Source organism: Thermococcus eurythermalis, from assembly GCF_000769655.1.
In the GTDB taxonomy this organism is placed as follows: domain Archaea; phylum Methanobacteriota_B; class Thermococci; order Thermococcales; family Thermococcaceae; genus Thermococcus; species Thermococcus eurythermalis.
The window spans coordinates 1,096,009-1,116,113 of the sequence record NZ_CP008887.1 but is presented as its reverse complement, the minus strand read 5'-3'; the positions used below and the strand labels follow the sequence as shown (position 1 = coordinate 1,116,113).

18 protein-coding genes are annotated in these 20,105 nt (G+C 53.4%); 9 read left to right on the top strand and 9 right to left on the bottom strand.

Annotated elements, in window-relative coordinates:
- The first annotated feature begins 7 nt into the window (after positions 1-7).
- The 6 genes from TEU_RS05985 (at position 8) to hypE (ending at position 5,585) form a co-directional block, all read left to right on the top strand.
- The gene (locus TEU_RS05985; protein WP_050002908.1) at positions 8-268 is read left to right on the top strand and encodes a HypC/HybG/HupF family hydrogenase formation chaperone; all 261 of its coding nucleotides are present in this window, start codon (positions 8-10) and stop codon (positions 266-268) included.
- Between the two features lies 1 nt (position 269).
- Positions 270-1,397, top strand: coding sequence for a hydrogenase formation protein HypD (gene hypD, locus TEU_RS05980; RefSeq protein ID WP_050002907.1), 1,128 nt, complete (start codon positions 270-272; stop codon positions 1,395-1,397).
- Positions 1,398-1,488: 91 nt separating this feature from the next.
- Positions 1,489-3,807: a carbamoyltransferase HypF gene (gene hypF, locus TEU_RS05975; protein ID WP_050002906.1), complete on the top strand. Its 2,319-nt coding sequence runs from the start codon at positions 1,489-1,491 to the stop codon at positions 3,805-3,807.
- A 43-nt stretch (positions 3,808-3,850) separates the two neighbouring features.
- Complete coding sequence (locus tag TEU_RS05970; RefSeq protein ID WP_050003945.1) at positions 3,851-4,177, top strand: nucleotidyltransferase family protein; 327 nt, start codon at positions 3,851-3,853, stop codon at positions 4,175-4,177.
- Positions 4,174-4,566, top strand: coding sequence for a HEPN domain-containing protein (locus tag TEU_RS05965; RefSeq protein WP_050002905.1), 393 nt, complete (start codon positions 4,174-4,176; stop codon positions 4,564-4,566). The genes TEU_RS05970 and TEU_RS05965 overlap by 4 nt, the downstream gene beginning before the upstream one ends.
- Before the next feature lie 2 nt (positions 4,567-4,568).
- The gene (gene hypE / locus TEU_RS05960; RefSeq protein WP_050002904.1) at positions 4,569-5,585 is read left to right on the top strand and encodes a hydrogenase expression/formation protein HypE; all 1,017 of its coding nucleotides are present in this window, start codon (positions 4,569-4,571) and stop codon (positions 5,583-5,585) included.
- Here hypE and TEU_RS05955 read toward each other — a convergent pair.
- Entirely contained in the window at positions 5,582-6,316 is a 735-nt protein-coding gene (locus tag TEU_RS05955) for an ATP-binding protein (protein ID WP_050002903.1), read from the bottom strand. The genes hypE and TEU_RS05955 overlap by 4 nt on opposite strands.
- Positions 6,317-6,440: 124 nt before the next feature.
- Between TEU_RS05955 and TEU_RS05950 the strand changes: the two genes are divergently transcribed.
- The gene (locus TEU_RS05950; RefSeq protein ID WP_050002902.1) at positions 6,441-6,734 is read left to right on the top strand and encodes a hypothetical protein; all 294 of its coding nucleotides are present in this window, start codon (positions 6,441-6,443) and stop codon (positions 6,732-6,734) included.
- Entirely contained in the window at positions 6,731-7,927 is a 1,197-nt protein-coding gene (locus TEU_RS05945; RefSeq protein ID WP_050002901.1) for a cysteine desulfurase, read from the top strand. The genes TEU_RS05950 and TEU_RS05945 overlap by 4 nt, the downstream gene beginning before the upstream one ends.
- Positions 7,928-8,003: 76 nt before the next feature.
- Here TEU_RS05945 and TEU_RS05940 read toward each other — a convergent pair whose 3' ends face one another.
- The 4 genes from TEU_RS05940 to TEU_RS05925 are packed head-to-tail and all read right to left on the bottom strand — an operon-like array spanning position 8,004 to position 12,198.
- Positions 8,004-8,609: a hypothetical protein gene (locus TEU_RS05940; RefSeq protein ID WP_050002900.1), complete on the bottom strand. Its 606-nt coding sequence runs from the start codon at positions 8,607-8,609 to the stop codon at positions 8,004-8,006.
- Between the two features lie 59 nt (positions 8,610-8,668).
- Complete coding sequence (locus tag TEU_RS05935) at positions 8,669-9,574, bottom strand: hypothetical protein (protein WP_050002899.1); 906 nt, start codon at positions 9,572-9,574, stop codon at positions 8,669-8,671.
- A 52-nt stretch (positions 9,575-9,626) separates the two neighbouring features.
- Positions 9,627-10,757: an ATP-NAD kinase family protein gene (locus TEU_RS05930; RefSeq protein ID WP_050002898.1), complete on the bottom strand. Its 1,131-nt coding sequence runs from the start codon at positions 10,755-10,757 to the stop codon at positions 9,627-9,629.
- Between the two features lie 4 nt (positions 10,758-10,761).
- A complete protein-coding gene (locus TEU_RS05925) occupies positions 10,762-12,198 on the bottom strand; it encodes a potassium channel family protein (RefSeq protein WP_050002897.1) in 1,437 nt (478 codons plus the stop codon).
- 88 nt (positions 12,199-12,286) lie between these two features.
- On the opposite strand from TEU_RS05925, the gene TEU_RS11715 reads away from it, so the two are divergent.
- Entirely contained in the window at positions 12,287-12,433 is a 147-nt protein-coding gene (locus TEU_RS11715; protein ID WP_158506636.1) for a hypothetical protein, read from the top strand.
- Between the two features lie 7 nt (positions 12,434-12,440).
- On the opposite strand, the gene cdr is transcribed toward TEU_RS11715, so the two are convergent.
- The 4 genes from cdr to TEU_RS05905 form a co-directional block, all read right to left on the bottom strand.
- Positions 12,441-13,766, bottom strand: a complete 1,326-nt coding sequence (cdr, locus tag TEU_RS05920) for a CoA-disulfide reductase (RefSeq protein ID WP_050002896.1) — start codon at positions 13,764-13,766, stop codon at positions 12,441-12,443.
- Positions 13,767-13,823: 57 nt separating this feature from the next.
- Positions 13,824-14,987 (bottom strand): 60S ribosomal export protein NMD3, encoded by a 1,164-nt coding sequence (locus tag TEU_RS05915; protein WP_050002895.1) that lies wholly within the window; start codon positions 14,985-14,987, stop codon positions 13,824-13,826.
- Positions 14,988-15,029: 42 nt separating this feature from the next.
- Positions 15,030-15,329, bottom strand: coding sequence for a DUF424 domain-containing protein (locus TEU_RS05910; RefSeq protein WP_050002894.1), 300 nt, complete (start codon positions 15,327-15,329; stop codon positions 15,030-15,032).
- 76 nt (positions 15,330-15,405) lie between these two features.
- Positions 15,406-19,920 carry a S8 family serine peptidase gene (locus TEU_RS05905; protein WP_081947209.1) on the bottom strand — a complete coding sequence of 1,505 codons (4,515 nt, stop codon included), beginning with the start codon at positions 19,918-19,920 and terminating at the stop codon, positions 15,406-15,408.
- Between the last annotated feature and the right edge of the window lie 185 nt (positions 19,921-20,105).

Sequence of the window (20,105 nt, the reverse complement as noted above, 5' to 3'; positions counted from 1 at the left end):
GAAGCTCATGTGTTTAGCAACCATCGCGAAGGTTTTGGAAGTTGATAGGGAGAAGGGAACCGCTTGGGTTGACTTCGGAGGAGTTAAGAGGGAGGCGAGGATTGATCTGATGCCCGACGTCAAGCCCGGCGAGTACGTGCTAATTCATACCGGATTCATAATAGAGAGAGTAGACGAGCAAACGGCCAGAGAGATACTGAGTGCCTGGGAGGAGGTCTTCAAAGCCGAGGAAAACGCACTTGGAGGCTACTACTACCCGGGTGATTGAGATGGAAGGCGTTGAATCAGTTGTGGCTCCTTACAGAGACAGGGGAATAGCCCAAAAGCTCGTGGAGAAGATTAAAGAAGAGGCAAAAACCCTCGACGGCGAGATAAGAATAATGCACGTATGCGGGACCCACGAGGACACGATTACCCGCTCAGGAATCCGCTCTCTTTTGCCCGAGAACGTTAAAGTAGTCAGCGGACCCGGCTGTCCGGTCTGCATAACGCCGGTTGAAGACATCGTGGCGATGCAGCTGATTATGAAAAAGGCCCGCGAGGAGGGGGAAGAAATAATTCTCACGACCTTCGGTGACATGTACAAAATCCCCACTCCAATGGGAAGCTTTGCCGACTTGAAGAGCGAGGGCTACGACGTTAGGGTCGTTTACTCAATCTACGACGCCTATAAGATGGCCAAGGAGAACCCGGAGAAAACCGTGGTCCACTTCAGCCCTGGCTTCGAAACGACAACCGCCCCAACGGCGGGAATGCTCAACGCCGTCGTCAACGAGGGCCTTGAGAACTTCAAGATTTATTCCGTGCATCGGCTCACGCCCCAGGGAATAGAGGTCCTCATAAAGCAGAAGAGCAGGATAGACGCGCTTATAGATGCGGGCCACGTCTCGACGATAATAGGCGTCAGGGGCTGGGAGTTCCTGAGCGAGAAATACGGGATTCCGCAGGTCATAGCCGGCTTCGAGCCAAACGATGTTCTTCTAGCAATCCTGCTCCTGATAAGAATGTACAAGGAGGGCGATGCGAGGGTCGTCAACGAATACAAGCGCGCCGTCAAATACGAGGGGAACGTCGTCGCCCAGCGGCTGATTGAGAAGTTCTTTGAGGTCAAAGACGCAAAGTGGCGTGCCCTTGGAATTCTTCCAAGGACAGGGCTGGAGGTAAGAAAGGAGTGGGAGGAGCTCGAAATCCAGAACTTCTACCACGTCGAGGTTCCCAAGAACCTGCCCGACCTTGAGAAAGGCTGTCTCTGCGGTGCCGTGCTGAGGGGTCTGGCAATGCCAACCGACTGCCCTCACTTCGGAAAGACATGCACGCCGAGGAGCCCCGTCGGCCCGTGCATGGTGTCGTACGAGGGGACATGCCACATATTCTACAAGTACGGGGCGTTGTTCTAACACCAAAGGTTCAAAACTCCCCTCTCGTTTTCAACTTTTGGTTTTGAAAACCTATAAAGGTTCCAAATGCAAAAGGAAAGCGGTGGAAGCTATGAAGGCTTACCGCATTCACGTTCAAGGCATCGTCCAGGCCGTCGGGTTCAGGCCGTTCATCTATAGAATAGCTCACGAACACAACCTCAGGGGCTACGTCAAGAACCTCAGCGACGCCGGAGTTGAGATAGTAGTCGAGGGAAGGGAAGGGGATATAGAGGCTTTTATCCGTGACATATACCGCAAAAAGCCCCCCCTTGCGAGAATTGAGAAGATTGAGCGAAAGGAGATACTACCACAGGGCTTTGACCGCTTCTACATCGAGAAGAGCTCGAAGGGCGGAAGCGGCGGGGACTCGATAATCCCGCCGGACATAGCGATATGTGAAGACTGTTTAAGAGAGCTCTTCGACCCGACGAACAAGCGCTATATGTACCCCTTCATCGTCTGCACCAACTGCGGACCCAGGTTTACAATCATCGAGGATTTACCCTACGACCGCGAGAACACGACCATGCGTGAGTTCCCGATGTGCGACTACTGCGAGAGCGAGTACAGAGACCCGCTCAACAGGCGCTACCACGCCGAGCCCGTCTGCTGTCCAGTCTGCGGGCCGACCTACCGCCTTTACACAAACGACGGCGAGGAGATAACCGGAGACCCACTCAGGAAGGCGGCGGAGCTGATAGACAAGGGCTACATCGTGGCAATCAAAGGAATAGGTGGAATCCACCTCGCCTGTGATGCCACCAACGAGGAGGCCGTTGCAGAACTCAGGAGGAGAACTTTCAGGCCGCAGAAGCCCTTCGCGATAATGGCGGACTCCCTTGAAACAGTCAAAACCTTCGCCTACCTGAGCAAAGAGGAGGAAGAGGAGCTGACGAGCTACAGGAGGCCAATCATAACGCTCCGCAAGAGGGAGCCCTTCCCCCTCCCAGAGAACCTTGCGCCCGGTCTGCATACCATCGGTGTCATGCTCCCCTATGCGGGAACCCACTACATCCTCTTTCACTGGAGCAAAACGAAGGTCTACGTGATGACCTCGGCAAACTATCCAGGAATGCCCATGGTCAAGGACAACGATAGGGCATTCGAGGAGCTGAAAGAGATGGCAGATTACCTTCTCCTGCACAACAGGAAGATACTCAACAGAGCAGATGACAGCGTGATCCGGTTTGTAGACGGAAAGAGGGCCGTTATAAGGCGCTCCCGCGGTTTCGTCCCGCTCCCGATAGAGATTCCCTTCAACTACCGTGGCCTGGCGGTTGGGGCCGAGCTGATGAATGCCTTCGGAGTGGCCAAGAACGGGAAGGTATACCCAAGCCAGTACATCGGCAACACGGGGAAGGTCGAGGTTCTTGAGTTCATGAGGGAAGCAATAGAGCACTTCAGGAAAATCCTTCGCGTGAAGGACTTCGATTTAATCATAGCCGATCTCCACCCAAGCTACAACACCACGAAGCTCGCCATGGAGCTGGCGAACGAGCTCGACGTGGAGCTGCTCCAAGTTCAGCACCACTACGCCCACATAGCGAGCGTTTTAGCCGAGAAGAACCTTGAGAGCGCCGTTGGAATCGCTGTGGACGGAGTCGGCTATGGAACCGACGGGAACACGTGGGGCGGTGAGGTTCTCTACCTCGGTTATGAGGACGTTGAAAGGCTGACCCACATAGACTACTACCCGCTCCCCGGCGGAGATTTGGCGAGCTACTACCCGCTCAGGGCTTTAATGGGAATTCTGAGCAATATATACAGCGTTGAGGAGCTGGAGGGAATCATAACCAAGTGCTGTCCAAAGGCCATCGAGAGCCTCCGCTACGGAAAGGTTGAGTTCAACGTCGTACTGACCCAGCTGGCGAAGGGCATCAACACGAGCTATGCCTCCTCGACTGGAAGGGTTCTCGACGCCCTGGCAGTCCTGCTAAACGTCGCCTACAGGAGGCACTACGAGGGAGAGCCTGCGATGAAGCTTGAGAGCTTTGCCATGAAGGGCAAGAACGACCTCAAGTTCGAGGTTCCAGTTGAGGGAGAGCTGATAAAAGTTGAAGAGCTCTTTGCACAGATTCTCGGCGTTCTTGAGAAAGCTCCGCCCGCCGACATAGCCTATTCCGCCCACCTCGCCCTTGCGAGGGCCTTCGCAGAGGTCGCGATTGAGAAGGCAAGGGAGTTCGGCGTGAAAGATGTCACCATGAGCGGCGGCGTTGCCTACAACGAGCTCATCGTCAAGACGGTGAGGAAGGCTGTGGAGGCGTCGGGCCTTAGGTTCCACGTCACAACCGAAGTCCCGAGGGGGGACAACGGGATAAACGTTGGCCAAGCATTCCTGGGTGGCCTCTACCTAGAGGGCTACCTTACGAAGGAAGACCTGATGCTGTGAAGGTTTAAGTGGTGAAACGCAGAAAGCCGTAGGGGGGAGAGTGGTGGCCACGATACCACGAGAGGAACTCCTTAATATCCTTCGGGAGGTTAAGGAAAAAGCCAAAGAAATACTCGGCGATGACTTAGTGGAGGTCATACTCTTCGGCTCCTACGCTAGGGGAGAGGCGAGGGAAGACAGCGACGTTGACGTCCTCATCATAGTCAAGAGGAGGTTGACGCTCGACGAATACGACAGGCTCAGCGAGGTTACTGAAAAGTATCTCCTTGACAGGGGGCTTGTTATTTCGGTTATTGTCTATCCCACAAACGCGAAAATGGAGCACGATCCGCTAATTCAAACGGTTCACACGGAGGGCATCAAGATATGAGGGAGTACGCGGAGATACTAAGGAAAGCCAGGAAGAGCATCGAGGCCGCCAGGACACTGTTTGAAAACGGTTTCTACGCCTTTGCACTTTCAAGAGCGTACTACTCTATGTTTTACTGCGCCGAGGCAATTCTTATGACCAAAAACATACGCGTTTCGAAGCATTCTGCGGTCATAGCACTTCTGGGCAGAGATTTCGTCAAGACGGGAGAGATCCCCCACAAGTTTTTCACTTACCTAAGAACCGCATTTAATCTCAGACAGACCGCCGATTACTCCTTTGTTGTGGACATCACCGAGGAGGAGGCGCGCGAAAACATAAGGCGTGCCGAAGAATTCCTCGAATTTACGAGGCGCTATCTAACTTCGAAAGGCTTTCTGGAGGGTTGAAAATGAGCGAAAAGATAAAGCTCGAACACGGGGCCGGCGGAGAAATAATGGAGGAACTCCTCAGGGACGTTATATTGAAAACTCTGACCCTGAAGAGCGCGGGTGGAATAGGGCTGGACGCGCTCGACGACGGGGCGACGATACCATTTGGAGACAAGCACCTTGTGTTTACAATAGACGGCCACACGGTCAAACCGCTCTTCTTCCCGGGTGGAGACATAGGAAGGCTCGCGGTTAGCGGGACGGTGAACGATTTGGCGGTGATGGGCGCGAAGCCTTTAGCCTTAGCAAACTCGATGATTATCGGGGAAGGCCTCGACATGGAAGTCCTTGAGAAGGTTCTCCGCTCGATGGACGAAACCGCCAAAGAAGTTCCCGTTCCAATAGTCACGGGCGACACCAAGGTGGTCGAAGACCCCATAGAGATGTTCGTGATTACCGCAGGGGTTGGAATCGCGGAGAGGCCGATAAGCGACGCTGGAGCGAAGGTCGGCGACGTTGTTCTGGTCAGCGGGACGATAGGCGACCACGGGATAGCGCTGATGAGCCACAGGGAGGGCATAGCCTTCGAAACCGAGCTGAAGAGCGACGTAGCTCCCATATGGGAGGTCGTTGAGGCAGTTGCAAAGGCCATCGGCTGGGAGAACATCCACGCTATGAAAGACCCAACCAGGGCAGGGTTGAGCAACGCTCTCAACGAGATAGCGAGAAAGAGCAACGTCGGAATCCTCGTGAGGGAAGCAGATATACCCGTGAAGCCAGAGGTGAAGGCCGCGAGCGAGATGCTGGGAATCAGTCCCTACGATGTTGCGAACGAGGGCAAGGTCGTCATGGTTGTTGCCAAGGAGTATGCGGAAGAGGCACTTGAAGCAATGAGGAAAACGAAGAGGGGCAAGGACGCGGCGATAATAGGGGAGGTAATAGAAGAATACAGGGGGAAAGTTCTCTTAGAGACTGGAATCGGCGGAAAGCGCTTCATGGAGCCCCCCGCCGGAGACCCCGTGCCGAGGATATGTTAAGGGGAGCTCTCCACTTTTTTCCACAGCTCTTCTATCTGCGGTATCGGCTCAATCTCCCTGCCCTTCAGGCTCCCGAGTATGAAGTTCTGGTCGAAGGGTATGACAACATCGGGCTTGACCGGAAGCTCCTCCTCGACGCCGGGCAGGGCTTTGTTGAGAACCAAAATGTGCTTCAATCCAAGGCTCTCGCTCAGAGTGGCTATCTTCTTTGAGAGCTCTATAGACTCAGCGGAGGGCTCTGCAACATCAATGACAACGTCAACGTACTTATCAATGCCCCTGCCGAAGTGTTCTATGCCCGCCTCGGTGTCAACTATGATGATTTCGCCGTCTTTCAGCGTTATGCCTTCGAGGAGCTTTCTCGCCAGGAATCCATAGGGGCAGGCACAGCCTTCCTCGGCCTCTTCAATCTTCCCGATGGTCAGGACGGCGAGGTTTCTTTTTTTGGCCAGAATCTCCCCGGGGATATCGTCAAGCGTCCAGTTGAAGAGCTCTTCATCGAGCTCACCTTTTCCTTCCGCCGCCATGAGGATTTTGGCCCTCTTCTTCCCGCCGAGGTGCTCGGCCAAAGTTTTCACTTTCGGAAGACCAAGCATCCTGTAGAGGCCAGGGTTGGACTCGTCGGCGTCTATGATAAGAACGCGGTAGCCTTTACCTGCGAGGTACTTGCCGAGCATAGCGCTTATCGTGCTCTTCCCGCAGCCGCCCTTACCGCTTACGAGAACCTTCATTGGTATCACCATTTGGCAAAAAAGTAGCACGACTTATAAGGGCTTTGGTTCATTCTTGTTTCTAACCTCTGGTTCAGGAAAGCGGTATAAAGTTCTCTTGCAAAGATAAGGCCGGTGGTGAAGTATGATTATCTCAAAACCCTGCGTCACGATGAAGGGCGTCGTTATAGGGGCCTATTCGTGGGAGAAGAAGATACAGCTCGACCTAACGAAGACTGCACAGTGTCTAAAGGAGAAAGGCTACACCGTAAAGAAACTTCTCCCGAACATGATGCTCATCGCCGAGATGGACGGCTACGAGGTAAGCGTTTATCCGAGCGGGAAGATAATCATCAAGCTTCTGGAGGACGCGAAGAAGGGGGAAGAACTGGCCAGGATAATTTACGACTGCGCCGGAGTTCTGGAGGTGGTCTCATGAGGATTCCTGAAGACGTAAGAAAGGATATCCCGCTGACGAGCGAGGTGATTTATTTCGACAACACGGCCACTTCGCTCACGCCGAAGCCGGTTATAGAGGCGATGGACGAGTACTACCTCAAGTACCGCGCCAACGTTCATCGCGGCATTCACAGGCTCTCCCAGATGGCGACCCACAAGTACGAGGAGAGCAGAAAGGTAGTTGCCGACTTCCTAAACGCGAAGTTTGAAGAAATAGTCTTCACCAAGAACACGAGCGAGAGCCTCAACCTGGTCGCCCTCGGCCTTGAGGGCATCTTCAAGCGGGGAGACAAGATAGTAACGACCCCCTACGAGCACCACTCGGATTTACTCCCCTGGCAGAGATTAGCTAAAAAGCTCGGGCTGAGGCTTGAGTTCATAGACGGTGACGACGAGGGAAACCTCGATTTAAGTGATGCGGAAAGGAAAGTTAAAGGCGCCAAGCTCGTCGCGGTCCAGCACGTCTCGAACGCCCTCGGAGTTATCCACGAGGTTGAAGAGCTCGGGAAGATGGCAAAGGAAGAGGGGGCGATATTCGTCGTTGACGCCGCCCAGAGCGCCGGCCACATGGAAGTGGACGTGAAAAAGCTCCACGCGGACTTCTTAGGGCTGTCGGGCCACAAGGGGCCGATGGGGCCGACGGGAATAGGCGTCCTCTACATCAGCGAGGAGTTCTTTGACGCCTTCGAGCCGCCCATGATAGGCGGCGGGACGATTGAGGACGTAGACCTCGACGGCTACAAGCTGACCGAGCCTCCTGAGAGGTTTGAAGCAGGTACCCCCAACATAGGCGGTGCGATAGGCCTTGCCGCGGGAATAAGGTACATCGAAAAAATTGGAATAGATAAAATCGAGAGACAGGAGCACAAGCTCGTGAAGCGCATTACCGAGGGCCTTGACGAGCTAGAAGTGCCGTGGTACGGGCCGAGGAACCTGAAGAAGCACGCAGGCGTTGTGAGCTTTAACGTGCCCGGTCTGCACCCGCACGACGTCGCGGCCATACTCGACGAGCACAACATCATGGTTAGGAGCGGCCACCACTGCGCCCTGCCTGTGATGAAGAAGCTGGGCGTGAACGGCACGGTCAGGGCCTCTTTCCACGTCTACAACAGCATCGAAGAGGTCGAGACCTTCCTCGGCGTCATGGAAGAGCTTGTCAGGGGTCTTCGGTGATTCAATTTTTTCTTTTTAAAAACCGGAAATAAAAGACGAGAACTGAGAAAACTAGAGGAAGGACTTCACGCTAAATCTATCCGCTGTGAATCATCACACTGAACTCGAAGTTGAGCTTCTCAGTCAGGAGCCCTCCCGGGGACGTCGGCCACACGAGATAGTAGTGCTCCTTGTCCACAATCCGCTTTGTCCCGTTGACTTCCGAGACTTCGTAAACGTAGACGTCAACCACCGGCAGAACCAGCCACGGCCGCGTCATGACGATGTGATTCAGCCTTTTTGGGAGTTTAAGGTCGTGGGAAATGCCCGTATCAACAAGACGGTAGACGTTGATGACCCCAAAAGAGGGAACACCCAAAGCCTCCAACTCTTCCCTGCTGAAGCCATACTCGGTTATGAGGGCCGAAGACATTATGCAGGAAGACGAAAGGCACGTTATCTTTTCATCATAGGGCATGTGGAGGTAAAGGTACTCGTCGAGCAGTTCAGCCCCTGAAAGCGACGTTATGACAACAGCAACCGCAAGAAAGCCCGCAAGCCGCTTCAGCCGGTAGTTACCCTTTCTGATGTACTCGTACGAGGTGGCGAACCATAGGAGTACGGCCACCATTATTGAGAGGTAGTATGCCAAAAAGAGCGTCCCGAACGTAACCGGGTCTGTGGCATGCTCATAATACACCATTTTTTACTCACCAGTAAAAGTTTGAAGAACCACTTAAAAACTTTAAGGGACAAAAAAACTCATTGGAGTACATCCTCGGGCAACTCACCAAAAATAACGTCAACACTCTCCGGACTCACCAATATCAATGCTCCATCTCCCTTGCTCACGTACTTCCGCACGGGGCCCATTGGGATACCGTTCGACTCGTAGACAAGGAACTGGACGTCGGGGTCGTGGTACAAAAGGAGAGTTGGGCCCCCTACGTTCAGAAGCGAATCGGTAGCATACTGGCTGGCAACGACCGTAACCCTAGTCCTCAGCGGCCTTGTAAGGAGCGACAGAGCGGCGCTCCCTGCGGGAGTGTAGGCGAGAACGGCGCCGTCAACGAGGCCAAGAACCGTCTCGCGCCTCTTCTCAAAGGCCGCCGCGAGCGTGAGGAACACGGCACCAACCAGGGTTATACTGTGCGCTTCGCCGAGGTTAACAAGGACGCTCCCCTTGAGTTCAGGGAGCTCACCCGTGTAGAGTGCCTCGTCTAGCGGTGTGTAGCTCTCAAGTATGACTTCCGAGTACTTCTCATCTCTTCTAACGGCCTCAGGAACGCTTGAGACCTTCCTAAGGAGCACGTCAACGTAGAGCCTGTCGGTTAATGACCTATCGAGGCCATAAAGCGTCTGGACTATGGAAACGGCGGTGTAAGGGTCAAAGTAGCCCACACGGAAGAGCTTTATCGGGTCGAGCCCAAGCGGTGAACCGTCGCGAACCTCAATCACAGTATCGAAGTCGCCCTTAACTTCTCCCGTCGTGTCGAAAACGACCGCCGAATACCCGAGCTTCTGGTACTCGCCGACCGCATAGGAGATGAACCTGACCGGGTAATCGTCCATTCCAAAGACCTTAAGCGTCCTGCCGTGGTAAACGGGGTCGTAGAAGACCGGCTCCCCGGCTTCGAGAACCTTAAACGCTATCTTACTGTGCCTCATCAGAATCCCCGAAAAAATAAAGCAGGGAAAGTATAAATGGGTTCCGGCGGGCCTAAATGACCTTGACAAGCCTCTCCATCCACGAACTCACGCGAACTCTCAGGTAGCCCCTGAACTTGTCGTCAACTTCCCTGTCCCCGGTGTACACTCTAATGGGCCCCTTAACCTTGTCGGGCGTGGCGACCACGAGCACGTTCTCTCTGGGAATCCTCCTCAGGACTTCCGCCGAGAACTGCTGGTTGCCCCGCCCAAAGAGAAAGTTCGCACCGCCCACGACGGTGACGACGACCTTAGGATCCCCGTCCACGAACCTCAGCAAGTCCCGCTCCGTCGCGTCTTTGACAAGGAGCCTCGCCCTGCCGTCTTTCACCTCGACGACGTCAACGCCGAGGAGCGTTCCCTCTATGCCCAGACTGTCCTTTATGCGCTTTATTGTCGAGCCTGAGCCCAGGAAGTAGATACCGTCGTTCTCAAGAATTTCCTCGGCGACTGCCTCGGCGAGGGCCTCAAGCTCCTCACTCTCGTCGGCCTTCACGGCCTCCTTACTCCCCTGCACGAGGTTCTCCACGACCGGGACGAGGGCAGTCCAGTAGGTCTTTGCCCTGACCTCATCACGGCGGAACGAGTCCTCGTCTATGTCCCTAACCTCACGCTCCTCCAGCCTGGCCTCCCCGCGCAGGAACTTGACAAGCACTTCCACCGCCTTCTCAGGGGAGACGGCAAAAACGCCGGAATACATCTTAACTCCGGTTGGAATCCCCAGGATTGGGACTTTTTTACCGACGACGCTCACGATGTCCCTTGCAGTCCCATCACCGCCCGCGAAGAGTATCAGACTTACCTTGTCGAGCATCTCACGGGCCAGCGCCTTTGTGTGCTCCGGGCCCGTGTCGGGTATTACAACTCCATCAACCTCCCGGTAGCGGACTTCAAGGGGGATGACCTCAAACTTAAAGCCTAACTCCCGCAGGTAGTCCTCACCGAGGGGCCCGGGCCCTGTGAGAAAAACTATGGACCTGGCCCCAGGGTAGTGGGACAGCTCCCGCAGAAAGAGCCTGACGAGGTCGGGCGAAACTGGCCTCGCTCCACGCCGGATAGCTTCCTCAACAACCCCGTCGGTGCCCTTGAGGGCGACCTTTCCCCCCATGCCCGCTATGGGGTTAACAATCAGCCCGACGCGCATTTTATCACCTCATGTACTTCCTCGCGAACACCGTCAGGAATACCGCCCACATAAACATTCCGAAAAGCGCCTCAACTGAGGCTATAATCCTCCCCACGCCTATCGGGTGGTAGTCACCGTAGCCGAGCGTCGTGGCAGTAACGATGCTGAAGTACTCGTAGTCGAGGAAGCTTAGACTGCTGGAAAGCCCCTGAACACTCTTCGTCACGAAGAACAAGACAGGAAACAAGACGTTGACGATGAAGAGCCATATCAGTATTGGTCTCTTCCAGTCAGTCCCGTACTTGCACGTCAGGTCGGCAAAGAGCCACTCAAAGAGGACTTCGAAACGGTCAAAGAGCTTTCTCAGCCCTTTTCTCCTTGCCTTCAGCCGGGCCTTCCTCCGGGCGACCATCTCAAGGTAGTAGTACTCGTCGGCCCTTTCAAAGTCCCCGCTGCGCTCCCAGCTCGTCCTCGCGAGGCGGTAGAATACCTCTTCGGCGTACGGGTTGTTGAAATGGCAGTCCTCTATTATCATGAACCCGCTAACGGTGAGCTCAATGGGCAGGCTCGGGAGAACGGTCATTGCCCACGTCGGCCCAACGGTAATGTGGGACTTCCTGATTATCAGGTTGCTGTGAATGAGCACGTGAACGAACTCCGGGCTCTTCAGGTTGCTCCAGCTGATTTCAATATGACCAAACACATCGAGGTTCTCAAGAACAAGATTCCCAGAAAACCCGCCTATTGAAAGCCTGACCTGACGCTTGTATCTGGGTGCGGCGTCAAAAGAGACGTCCCGGATTATCAGAGAATTGACTTTTACGGTCCTCCTGCCGCCTTCCGAGACGTTGACCCCGTGCTCTTCAAGGATTTTTCTGAGAAGTGGATAGCGGGTGTTTATTCCAATCCTCCTCACGTCGCGGAGTCCGGCAATCTCGACCACGCCCTTTGCGCTCTTCTCTCCGTAGCTCTCCTCGGCCTTTTCACCAACATACTGCGTCGAGTTCAGCATAAGGTACTTGACGCTTGAATCCCTGACCGAGATGTTGCTGGAGAAGTCAACCTGAAGGACGTTAAGCCCAAAGACTGTGGAGCCCTTGACGAGCAGAACCTCAATCTTGGAATGAAAGAGTATCACCCTATCGACGGTAGAGTTAATGAGAATGAGCCCCTTGAACTCGGAGTCCTCGATTACTAGGCTCTTAATCTGGGAGTTCTTGAATACAAGCATTTTCTCGCTCCGGTATTCTTTTATAGTGGCGTCATAGAGGTAGACGCCCTCAAAATAGCTCTGACCACGGTTAAGCCTGCGCTGAAACGTCTTGTCCTTGAGGTTTTTTATCTCCTCCCCCATTAAGGACTCGCCTTCTTCATAGGGGATGTGGAGCGGACAGTATTTCGACCCTTCGACGGCCTTTAGACGGCACTTTTTACCGTTTTCGTAGACGTACTCGCACATCGTTTTGAGTTTACCTGGGCGACTATTAAGGTTTTCTACACACCCAGAACAGATATGAGGGTGCGGCCTTCGGGGACAGGGTAGCGCCATGGAGACATACAACGTCGTGAGTTCAGCGGGTTACCTTGTGGGCAGTGCTATAAGCGGTGCAATTGTTTCCTCATTGGGCTTTGAGGCGGCATTTGGCCTCACACTCACCCCTAATGGGAGGAGCATAGCACTAATGAAAAAGTGAAGAAAAGTCAGAACTTTAGGACCCTCGCGAGGACTACGAGCGGGTCCCACACTGGGGCAAAGGGCGGTGCGTAGGCTAAATCCGTGAAGAACGCATCCTTTGTGGTGAAGCCAGCGGTGAGCATTGCCGCGGCGGTGTCAATCCTCGGAAGGATTTCAGCGCCAACGGCCTGGAGGCCGAGGAGCCTGTTCGTCTCGTTGTCCACAACTCCCTTCAGCCATATGTTCCTCGCACCTGGGTAGTAGTGGGGCTTCGTCTTGGCCTTTATGAACGCCGTCCTGACGTCATAGCCCTCCTTAATCGCCTCCGCCTCGGTGAGGCCAGTCTTTCCAATCTCCAGGTCAAGGAACTTCGTTACGCTCGTCCCAAGAACTCCCGGGAAGTGAATCTCCTTACCCGCGATGTTGCTCCCGGCGACGTAGCCCATCTTGTTGCCGGCGGGGGCCAGGGGCATCCAGACACGCCTGCCTGTGATGATGTGCTTCGTCTCGGCGACGTCTCCAGCGGCGTAGACGTTCTCAACACTCGTCTGCATCTTCTCGTTCGTCCATATTGCACCTGTTTCGCCTATTCTAACTCCAAGCTCCCTCGCGAGCCCGGTATTCGGCTTTATTCCAGTCGCCACTATGACGAGGTCCGCCCTGTACTCCCCAGCGTCCGTGACAACCTTTTCAACCCTGCCATCGCCTTCAAAGCGCAGGGTAAGCTCTTCAAGGCGGAGGTTTAGGTTCTCCCTCAGCTTTTCCTCAACGATGTCGGTAATCTCCTTGTCAAAGGTCTTTCTCAAAACCCGCTCACTCCTGCCTATGAGCGTCACTTTCTTGCCCCTCTCGACGAAGGCCTCGGCCATCTCAAGGGCGATGTAGCCAGTGCCGATGACAACGACGTCATTAACGTCGTGCTTCTCCAGGTATTCAGTTATGGCAACTGCATCAGGGGGAAGGTCTGCGGTGAAGACCCCTGGGAGGTCGATTCCCTCAATCGCAGGAACCTGGGGCGAGGCGCCGTTGGCAAAGACGAGGTAGTCCCACTCGTAAGTGTGCTCCCCGTCCTCTTCACGAACCCTAACTCTACCCTGCTCGACCTCGATGACTTCCGCCTTGAGGTGGAGGTCTATGCCGCGCTTCTTGATGAAGACCTCGGGCGGGTAGTGCATGAGCTTCTCCTTCGGCGAAAGTCCTTCCACAACATAGGGAATTCCGCAGGGGGCGTGGCTGACCCACTCCGTCGCCTCGAAGACCTTGACGTCCCACTCCGGTTTGAGCCTCTTGACGCGCGATGCGGCACTCATTCCCGCGGCACCGCCGCCTATTATCACTACCGTCTTCTTCATGAGAATCACCGGGTGAGGTTCAAAACCTAAGGTTAAAAAGGTTGGTGGGCAAAAGCGTCACTTCTTGCCCCTGAAGTACTTCCTGCCTTTTACCCCAACCATCTTATAGACCTCACCCTCCTTCACCTCGAAGGGCGGCCTGTTCAGCTCGTAGGTCTCGTAGCTTTCCATGTCCATCAGCTGGACTTCCCTTGGGCTCATGCTGGTCACCATCGCCTCGCTATCCTCGTGCTCAACGGTGTCAATGGCTTCCCTTTTCGCGGTCTTCCAGTCAAAGTGCTCGCTCTCCCAGTTCTCAAGGTTCCTGAGCGTCAGGCCCTTGCCGTCAACGCGCTCGACCTCGTAGACGTTGCCCTTCCTGTCGGCCACTATGTCGCCCCTTCTGAACTTTGGAATCCTCACGCTCACGCTCGTCCGATAAACTTCTTTGCTCGTCTGCCTGTCAATGCCAACGAGCTCGTAGGCCTCGCTTATCGTGCCGCCGAAGCGCTCCTTTATTGCCTGAGCTATCTTCCTCGCAGAGCTTGTCGAGCCCATGTAGAAGTCCAGCCCCTCCTCCTTCTCTATAGTGTCCTGGATGAAGCCCATTCTGTCCCTTCTCATTATCTCGTCGACCTTTTGCTCGACGAGCTTTCCTATTGCCTTCCGCTCCTCTTCGGTCAGCGGCCTGTCCTCGGCGCGAACCTGGAGGATGGCCTCGAAGTAGCCGCCGAGGAACTTCTGACAGCGGGGGCATACAGTCTGGCGGACGTACACCGTAACGCGCTTTCTCTCGTCGTGGAGCTCCCTCTGGAGCTCATGGGTCTTGGCCTTGACGCGGACTTCATAGACGATTATCGCCGGGAAGTATTCGATGTGAAAGTCCACGGGCTCAAATGAAACAGCCGCCCTGCCGACGGGCAGGTCCTCTATTTCGTCAAGCTCTTCCGGGGGAACGACCTCGTACTCCCTGATTTTGTCGCTGAGGGAATCTTCAAGCGTCTCGAGGAGAGCGTTTTCCGCGACCTCGAAGATGAGCTCTTCAAGCTCGTAGCTCTTCGGGTCGACCCAGACGCCCCTCTTCTTGTAGCTCCCACAGTTCTGGCAGAGTTCGGTGTTGATTTCGTCCTCGATTAGAAGGACTGGGTTCTCTTTGCGGTAGCAGACCTGGCATAGGCCGTCTATAAGCGGGCCGCCCTCGCTCTCGCTTATCCCGCACCTGTAACAGAACCTCTCGCTCATCTCTCTCACCGTCCTTGAGTTTGGTCAGGGGTTTAAAAAGTCTCAGAAGAGGAGCTTCGCCATCTGGGCGTGAGGAATCCCCTCAATCCTGAGCACCCTGTTGGGGTCAACGTAGCCGAGCTCGATGGCCTTGGAGACACAGCGCTCGCCCGTCAGGTTCGCTATCGTGGCCTCGTTGAGGAGCTCCTCGAGCTTATCCTCCTCCACAAGCTCGCCCTTGTAAAAGCGCTCCTTGACCTCAAGCTTCAGCTCCCCCTCACGGAACGTCTTTCCCAGCAGTTCCTCGTCGCACGCCGCGAGAAGGACTTCTCCCTGAACGCGATAAACTTTGACATATATCATGAGCGTCACCGAGAAGAGAACCATGAACCTGTTTAAAAGTCTTGGGTAGAAAAATCAAGAGGAAAGAAAGAGGGCGTCAGCTCCCGGAGTTCTCGAGTTCTTCGATGGCTTCCTGGAGCAACTTCACTGCCTTCATCTCGTGGAGGTACGCCTGCCTCAGCGGCCTGAGCAGTTTGACGTCCGCAAGGCTCACCAGTACGTTGCCGCCTGCGAGCTCCTCTGCGGTCTTGTAGTACTCCTCAGCAGTCTCATGGTACTCAAGCGCCTTCTGAAGGGTCTCGTTGTCGACGCCGAGCTCAGTGGCCTTCTGGTAGAGCTCGTCGAACTTCTCTTTATACATGTTGTACCAGCGGTAGCCGAGGAAGTTTAGGGTTGGGATTGAGATCTTCTTGGGCAGATAGTAATTCACCTTGATAGTGACTGGGGATGCAAACTGGACTTCAACGATGACGTATACTGCATTCTCGCCCTTTTCAATGTGCCAGTCCACCACGTGGTCTCCGTAAACTCTGATGTTAGTGGCCTCTATTGGGAGCGGCATGATAACGTAGGCAGTCGCCCCGCTCGGTCCATCGACTGTAACTTCTATCTCCACGCTGCTCACAGTAACCTGGGTGACCTCTCCGGGGCCAACAACTACTGGCTCAACTTCCTCTGTGTCCCATGGTGAAATTACCTGAGACTCAATGGGGTCTATGACAGTGTACCTCAGGGTTCCGTTGTAAGTTGCATATCCGGCTCTCATTATTGTGACGTTTAGGGTGTGCTCTCCAAGCTTGAGCAGTTCTGGTCCAACGTCAAGCGTGAGCTTTCCGTTTTCGTTCGTAACTCCATGATAGGTGCCGTTGATGTATACCTCAGCACCCGGTACCGGGACTCCTGTAAGGGCGTCCTTAACAATGATGACTGGAGTCTCCTTACCAAGTTTAATCTCGTCCTTTTCAAGACCCACTGCAAAGGAGGAACCGCCTACCTTCACAAGCACGGTTGTAGTAACACTGCCCTTAAGCCACGGTATGTCTGGCGTTATGATAATCTTTCCGACGTTAAGTCCGGGCAACACGTTGGAAGTCGCGTTGAGCATCAAGGTTACGTTAGCGCTTCCTCCAGTGTCTAAGCTAACCTTAGTCTGCTTGGTGCTGAGGGTGCCTGGAACTATTGCATACTGGACAAACTGGAAGTTTGCAACTTTTGGAACTTCAACACTTGCCGGGTTGGAAACCCACCAGTGAACTATTATTTTGTATACTCCCGGCGTTGGATTGGGTATGTCCACTACCTCGTTGGCACTGGGAGTCGCCGATTTATACCTGGTTCCGTCTGGAGCCATCACGTAGAGGTCAAGGTCCGCTGTTGAATCGTTCACGTACTGGATTTCAAAGTGGGCATTTACAGCTCCCTCAGGAACTGTAAAGTACAGATACGCGAAGTCCGCTTCTTCTATGTTTTCGATAGTTGCATTGTACGGCCCAACTCCGACCGCTGAAACGTTACCCTGGATGCTGTAGTACTTGTTAATTATCGTGTAGTTAAACTCCTGAACACCACTGGAGTACTCTACAGCAGGTATCTCTCCAGTAACTGGTGCAGCGGTGATACCATAGTAAGTTATGTTGAATGTCGCGTCAACATCCGTTAAAACTGGGAAGAATCCAGTCTGTGGCCAAGCTGTTATCCTTGAGGTGCTCGGGAAGATTTCCCATGTTCCATACATAAGTGCCGGGCTATTTACACTCTCTCTGCTAATACTGGTTGCTTCAAACGGGCCTCCATAGTCAGAGCAATTTGTGGGGTTGCTTGGGGTGTAGGTGCAGTTACATGGATAACCTGGTCCCGTAGTTGTTAAACTGTCGTAAATTAAGCTACTGGCTACTGGGTAGTATATTCCAGTCCATAAGTCTCCGCCAGCCGTCTGATTTATTGTGACACCGACTAAATCAACGTCTTCGGGGACATCAAAGAATATCCTGGTTGGTGGGACGTCCATTTTATTGATGTGGACGTTTTTGACGATGTTTCCGGTACCTATGTCCTCCGGAACTACAATGCTTATCGGGGTTATGACGTCGACTGGGAGAGGTGTATCAGGGTCGTCCCAGTAGAGTATGAGTTCGTTGAGTCCCGGCGGGAGAGTATCTTTAAAGGCATATGGCGTGGTAAAGCCCAGCCAGAGGAAACCACCGGCAGGCACTGTAAGGTTAGACGGATTTAGCGTTTCAACTTCTTGGTATACAAAGAACTTTAACATATTGAAAAATCTCAGGTCGTTTAGGATAGTCTGCCCGTCGCCGGCACGCGGAACAGCGTCTACTAACTTAAGGGTGATGTTCCTGTCCCCGTTGTTCTTTATCCAGAACGCTCCAAATGGGAAGTCGTAGTCTGGAGCAAGGGCCAGACCAGTGTCGTTGAATGTTTCGTTTTCCCACTCAGTCGCGAAGTCAATAAAAGCTGGATCGCCGAAGATTAAATCCTTGTAGTAAATGTTCCTGGCGTAGTATCCCGAGTAAACAAGCGGTTCGTTGACAACCTCCCCGTTGAAGGAATCGAGAATGTTCCAAGCGCCAGTTATGTTGAGGGCACCGAATCCCTGATCCGAGAATGGCAGTTCTAAATCGTCCGCACCGAGCTCAAGGGAGAGTTTAATCATGTCCACAGTCGGCTTGACTCCATACTTCTCTTTGTAGGCCCCTATCAATATTGCCAGGGCACCGCCAACGTGTGGAGCAGCCATACTGGTTCCCTGCATATACTGGTAGGCAATAGTGGGCTCAGCGTTGTGGTATCCCTGGGGGTTATAGCTTCCAAGCATGGTGAGGGGCATGGTTGACATTATAGCATCTCCCGGTGCCACTATCTCCGGTTTTAGAAGCCCAGTGTCAGTGGGGCCTCTTGAGCTAAAGCCAACAACAGCATCGGTGGTCATTCCAAAGCCGGATACTGGATCTCCCGTGACGTTGCACCCAGCGCAGGCAACGCTGAAGAACTCTTCTCCGTACTCCGGCGTGTTGAACATGTGCTGGTCAAGCCAGTCCATGCGCTCTTTCTCGATGTACGCGCCAACGGCTATCGCATTAAACGCATCTGCAGGACTTCCAATGGAGTTTATCTCAGGTCCCTCATTACCGGCTGATATTGAGAAGGGAATCCCCGTGAGCTCTGCCACGTAGTCGAGAACGTTTGCATCGTCCTCGAGAGGAGCCCATCCCTGGAATATTGGTGTCCACCCAATGCTCATGCTGACAGCATCAGCTTCGTCTCCAGTGTTGGGTTCGTCGTCTGGGCCAAACGCTGCATAAAGGAACGCGTCGATGATTGCCTCAGTTGGGATGTACCCCTTGAAGTCAGTTCCAACTTTTATCACCATCAGCTGGGCGCCAGGGGCAACTCCCTTGATGAAGCCGTTTGCCGCTATAGTTCCCGCAACGTGGGTTCCGTGGTCACCCATGTCGTAACCTAAGACTACCCAGTTGCCATGAGAGTCAAGCTCAGATACAACAAAGTTCTTCTTCTGTCCGATGGTTTCATTCCAAATCCACGCACCAACGTTGCCAGGGCCGGGAGCAGTTCTGTATACTCTCAGGGGCTTTTCATCCGCAAAGCTTCCATCGTCGTCAGTGTCAACGTAGACGAGGTCGTATACACCTGGAGTCTGGTTGTCAACGACGAGAATCGCCCCTGCCCATGAGTCATGGTGAGAACCATCGTAAGGGTCCTTTTTAGGATTGTTAAACCAATCACCGTCCAGCTCAACACCCCACTCTTCCACGTGCCCGATGTGATAGTTTCCACTCTTTGAAACAGCATTGCTCGGAAGCTCAAAGGTTCTACCAGCATACGTCACTACGCCGTCCTGAGCTTTGACTACCATGGAAGTATCGAACCATCCTGAGACGTTTTTATTCGGAAGAAACGGATAATCCTCTAAAAGGTCGTCCCAGTAACTCAGATCAACGTAATCAACTATCTTTGGCTTCCCATCAGTTGTCCACAGTAAATCCGGGTGTCCTGGGTCAACACCGGTGTCTATCACAGCTATGGTGACATTCCTTCCATCATATCCCAATGCCCACATGTCTTTTGCCCCTGTAGTTTCGGTACTAATGTCAGCAAGTTCTTTGACTTCAGTTAGATTTAATGTGACATTGCCAGCAAACCAGTTGGGGTGTGGTGCAGGCGGGACAAGTTTGTAAGTCCTGCTTACCCAAACATGCTCAAGGTACCTGCTCGCCTGATATAAGGATCCAATGTCATCTGGAGAAATTGAGACCGCTACCAAGCCAAAGTGTTTAAAGTCCTTCCTGATGGTAAATCCAAAGTTCTTGAGTACTTCAGGTGAGTACCCTGGTTTTAACTGCACGACCAACGGCACGTATTTTGCCCCAATGGCCTTTGCATACACTATCTCTGAAATAACAGACTTGGGGATAACTGTAGATGTTTTTCTGCTTACCGGCATCTTCTCTGAGAGCGATTTGATTTTGTCGTTCAGAGTTTGGGGGAATCCCATGGCCGAGGCTCCCGGATACGCTACTGGCACTACTGCAAGCAGCATCACTACCACGATTAAAAGGCTCAACGCCTTTTTATTCATTCAAACACCTCCTTTGGGGTACATCATAATCCTCTACTGGGTGCCCGGATATAAATATTTCGACCCAGATGCTCAGAAAAAACATCTAAAGGACAATACTGGATACGAAAGCACATGTGTTAAATACCGTTTTAACTGCTAAAAAGATTTTTAACTTCACTGCAAATCAAAATGCGAACCAATAG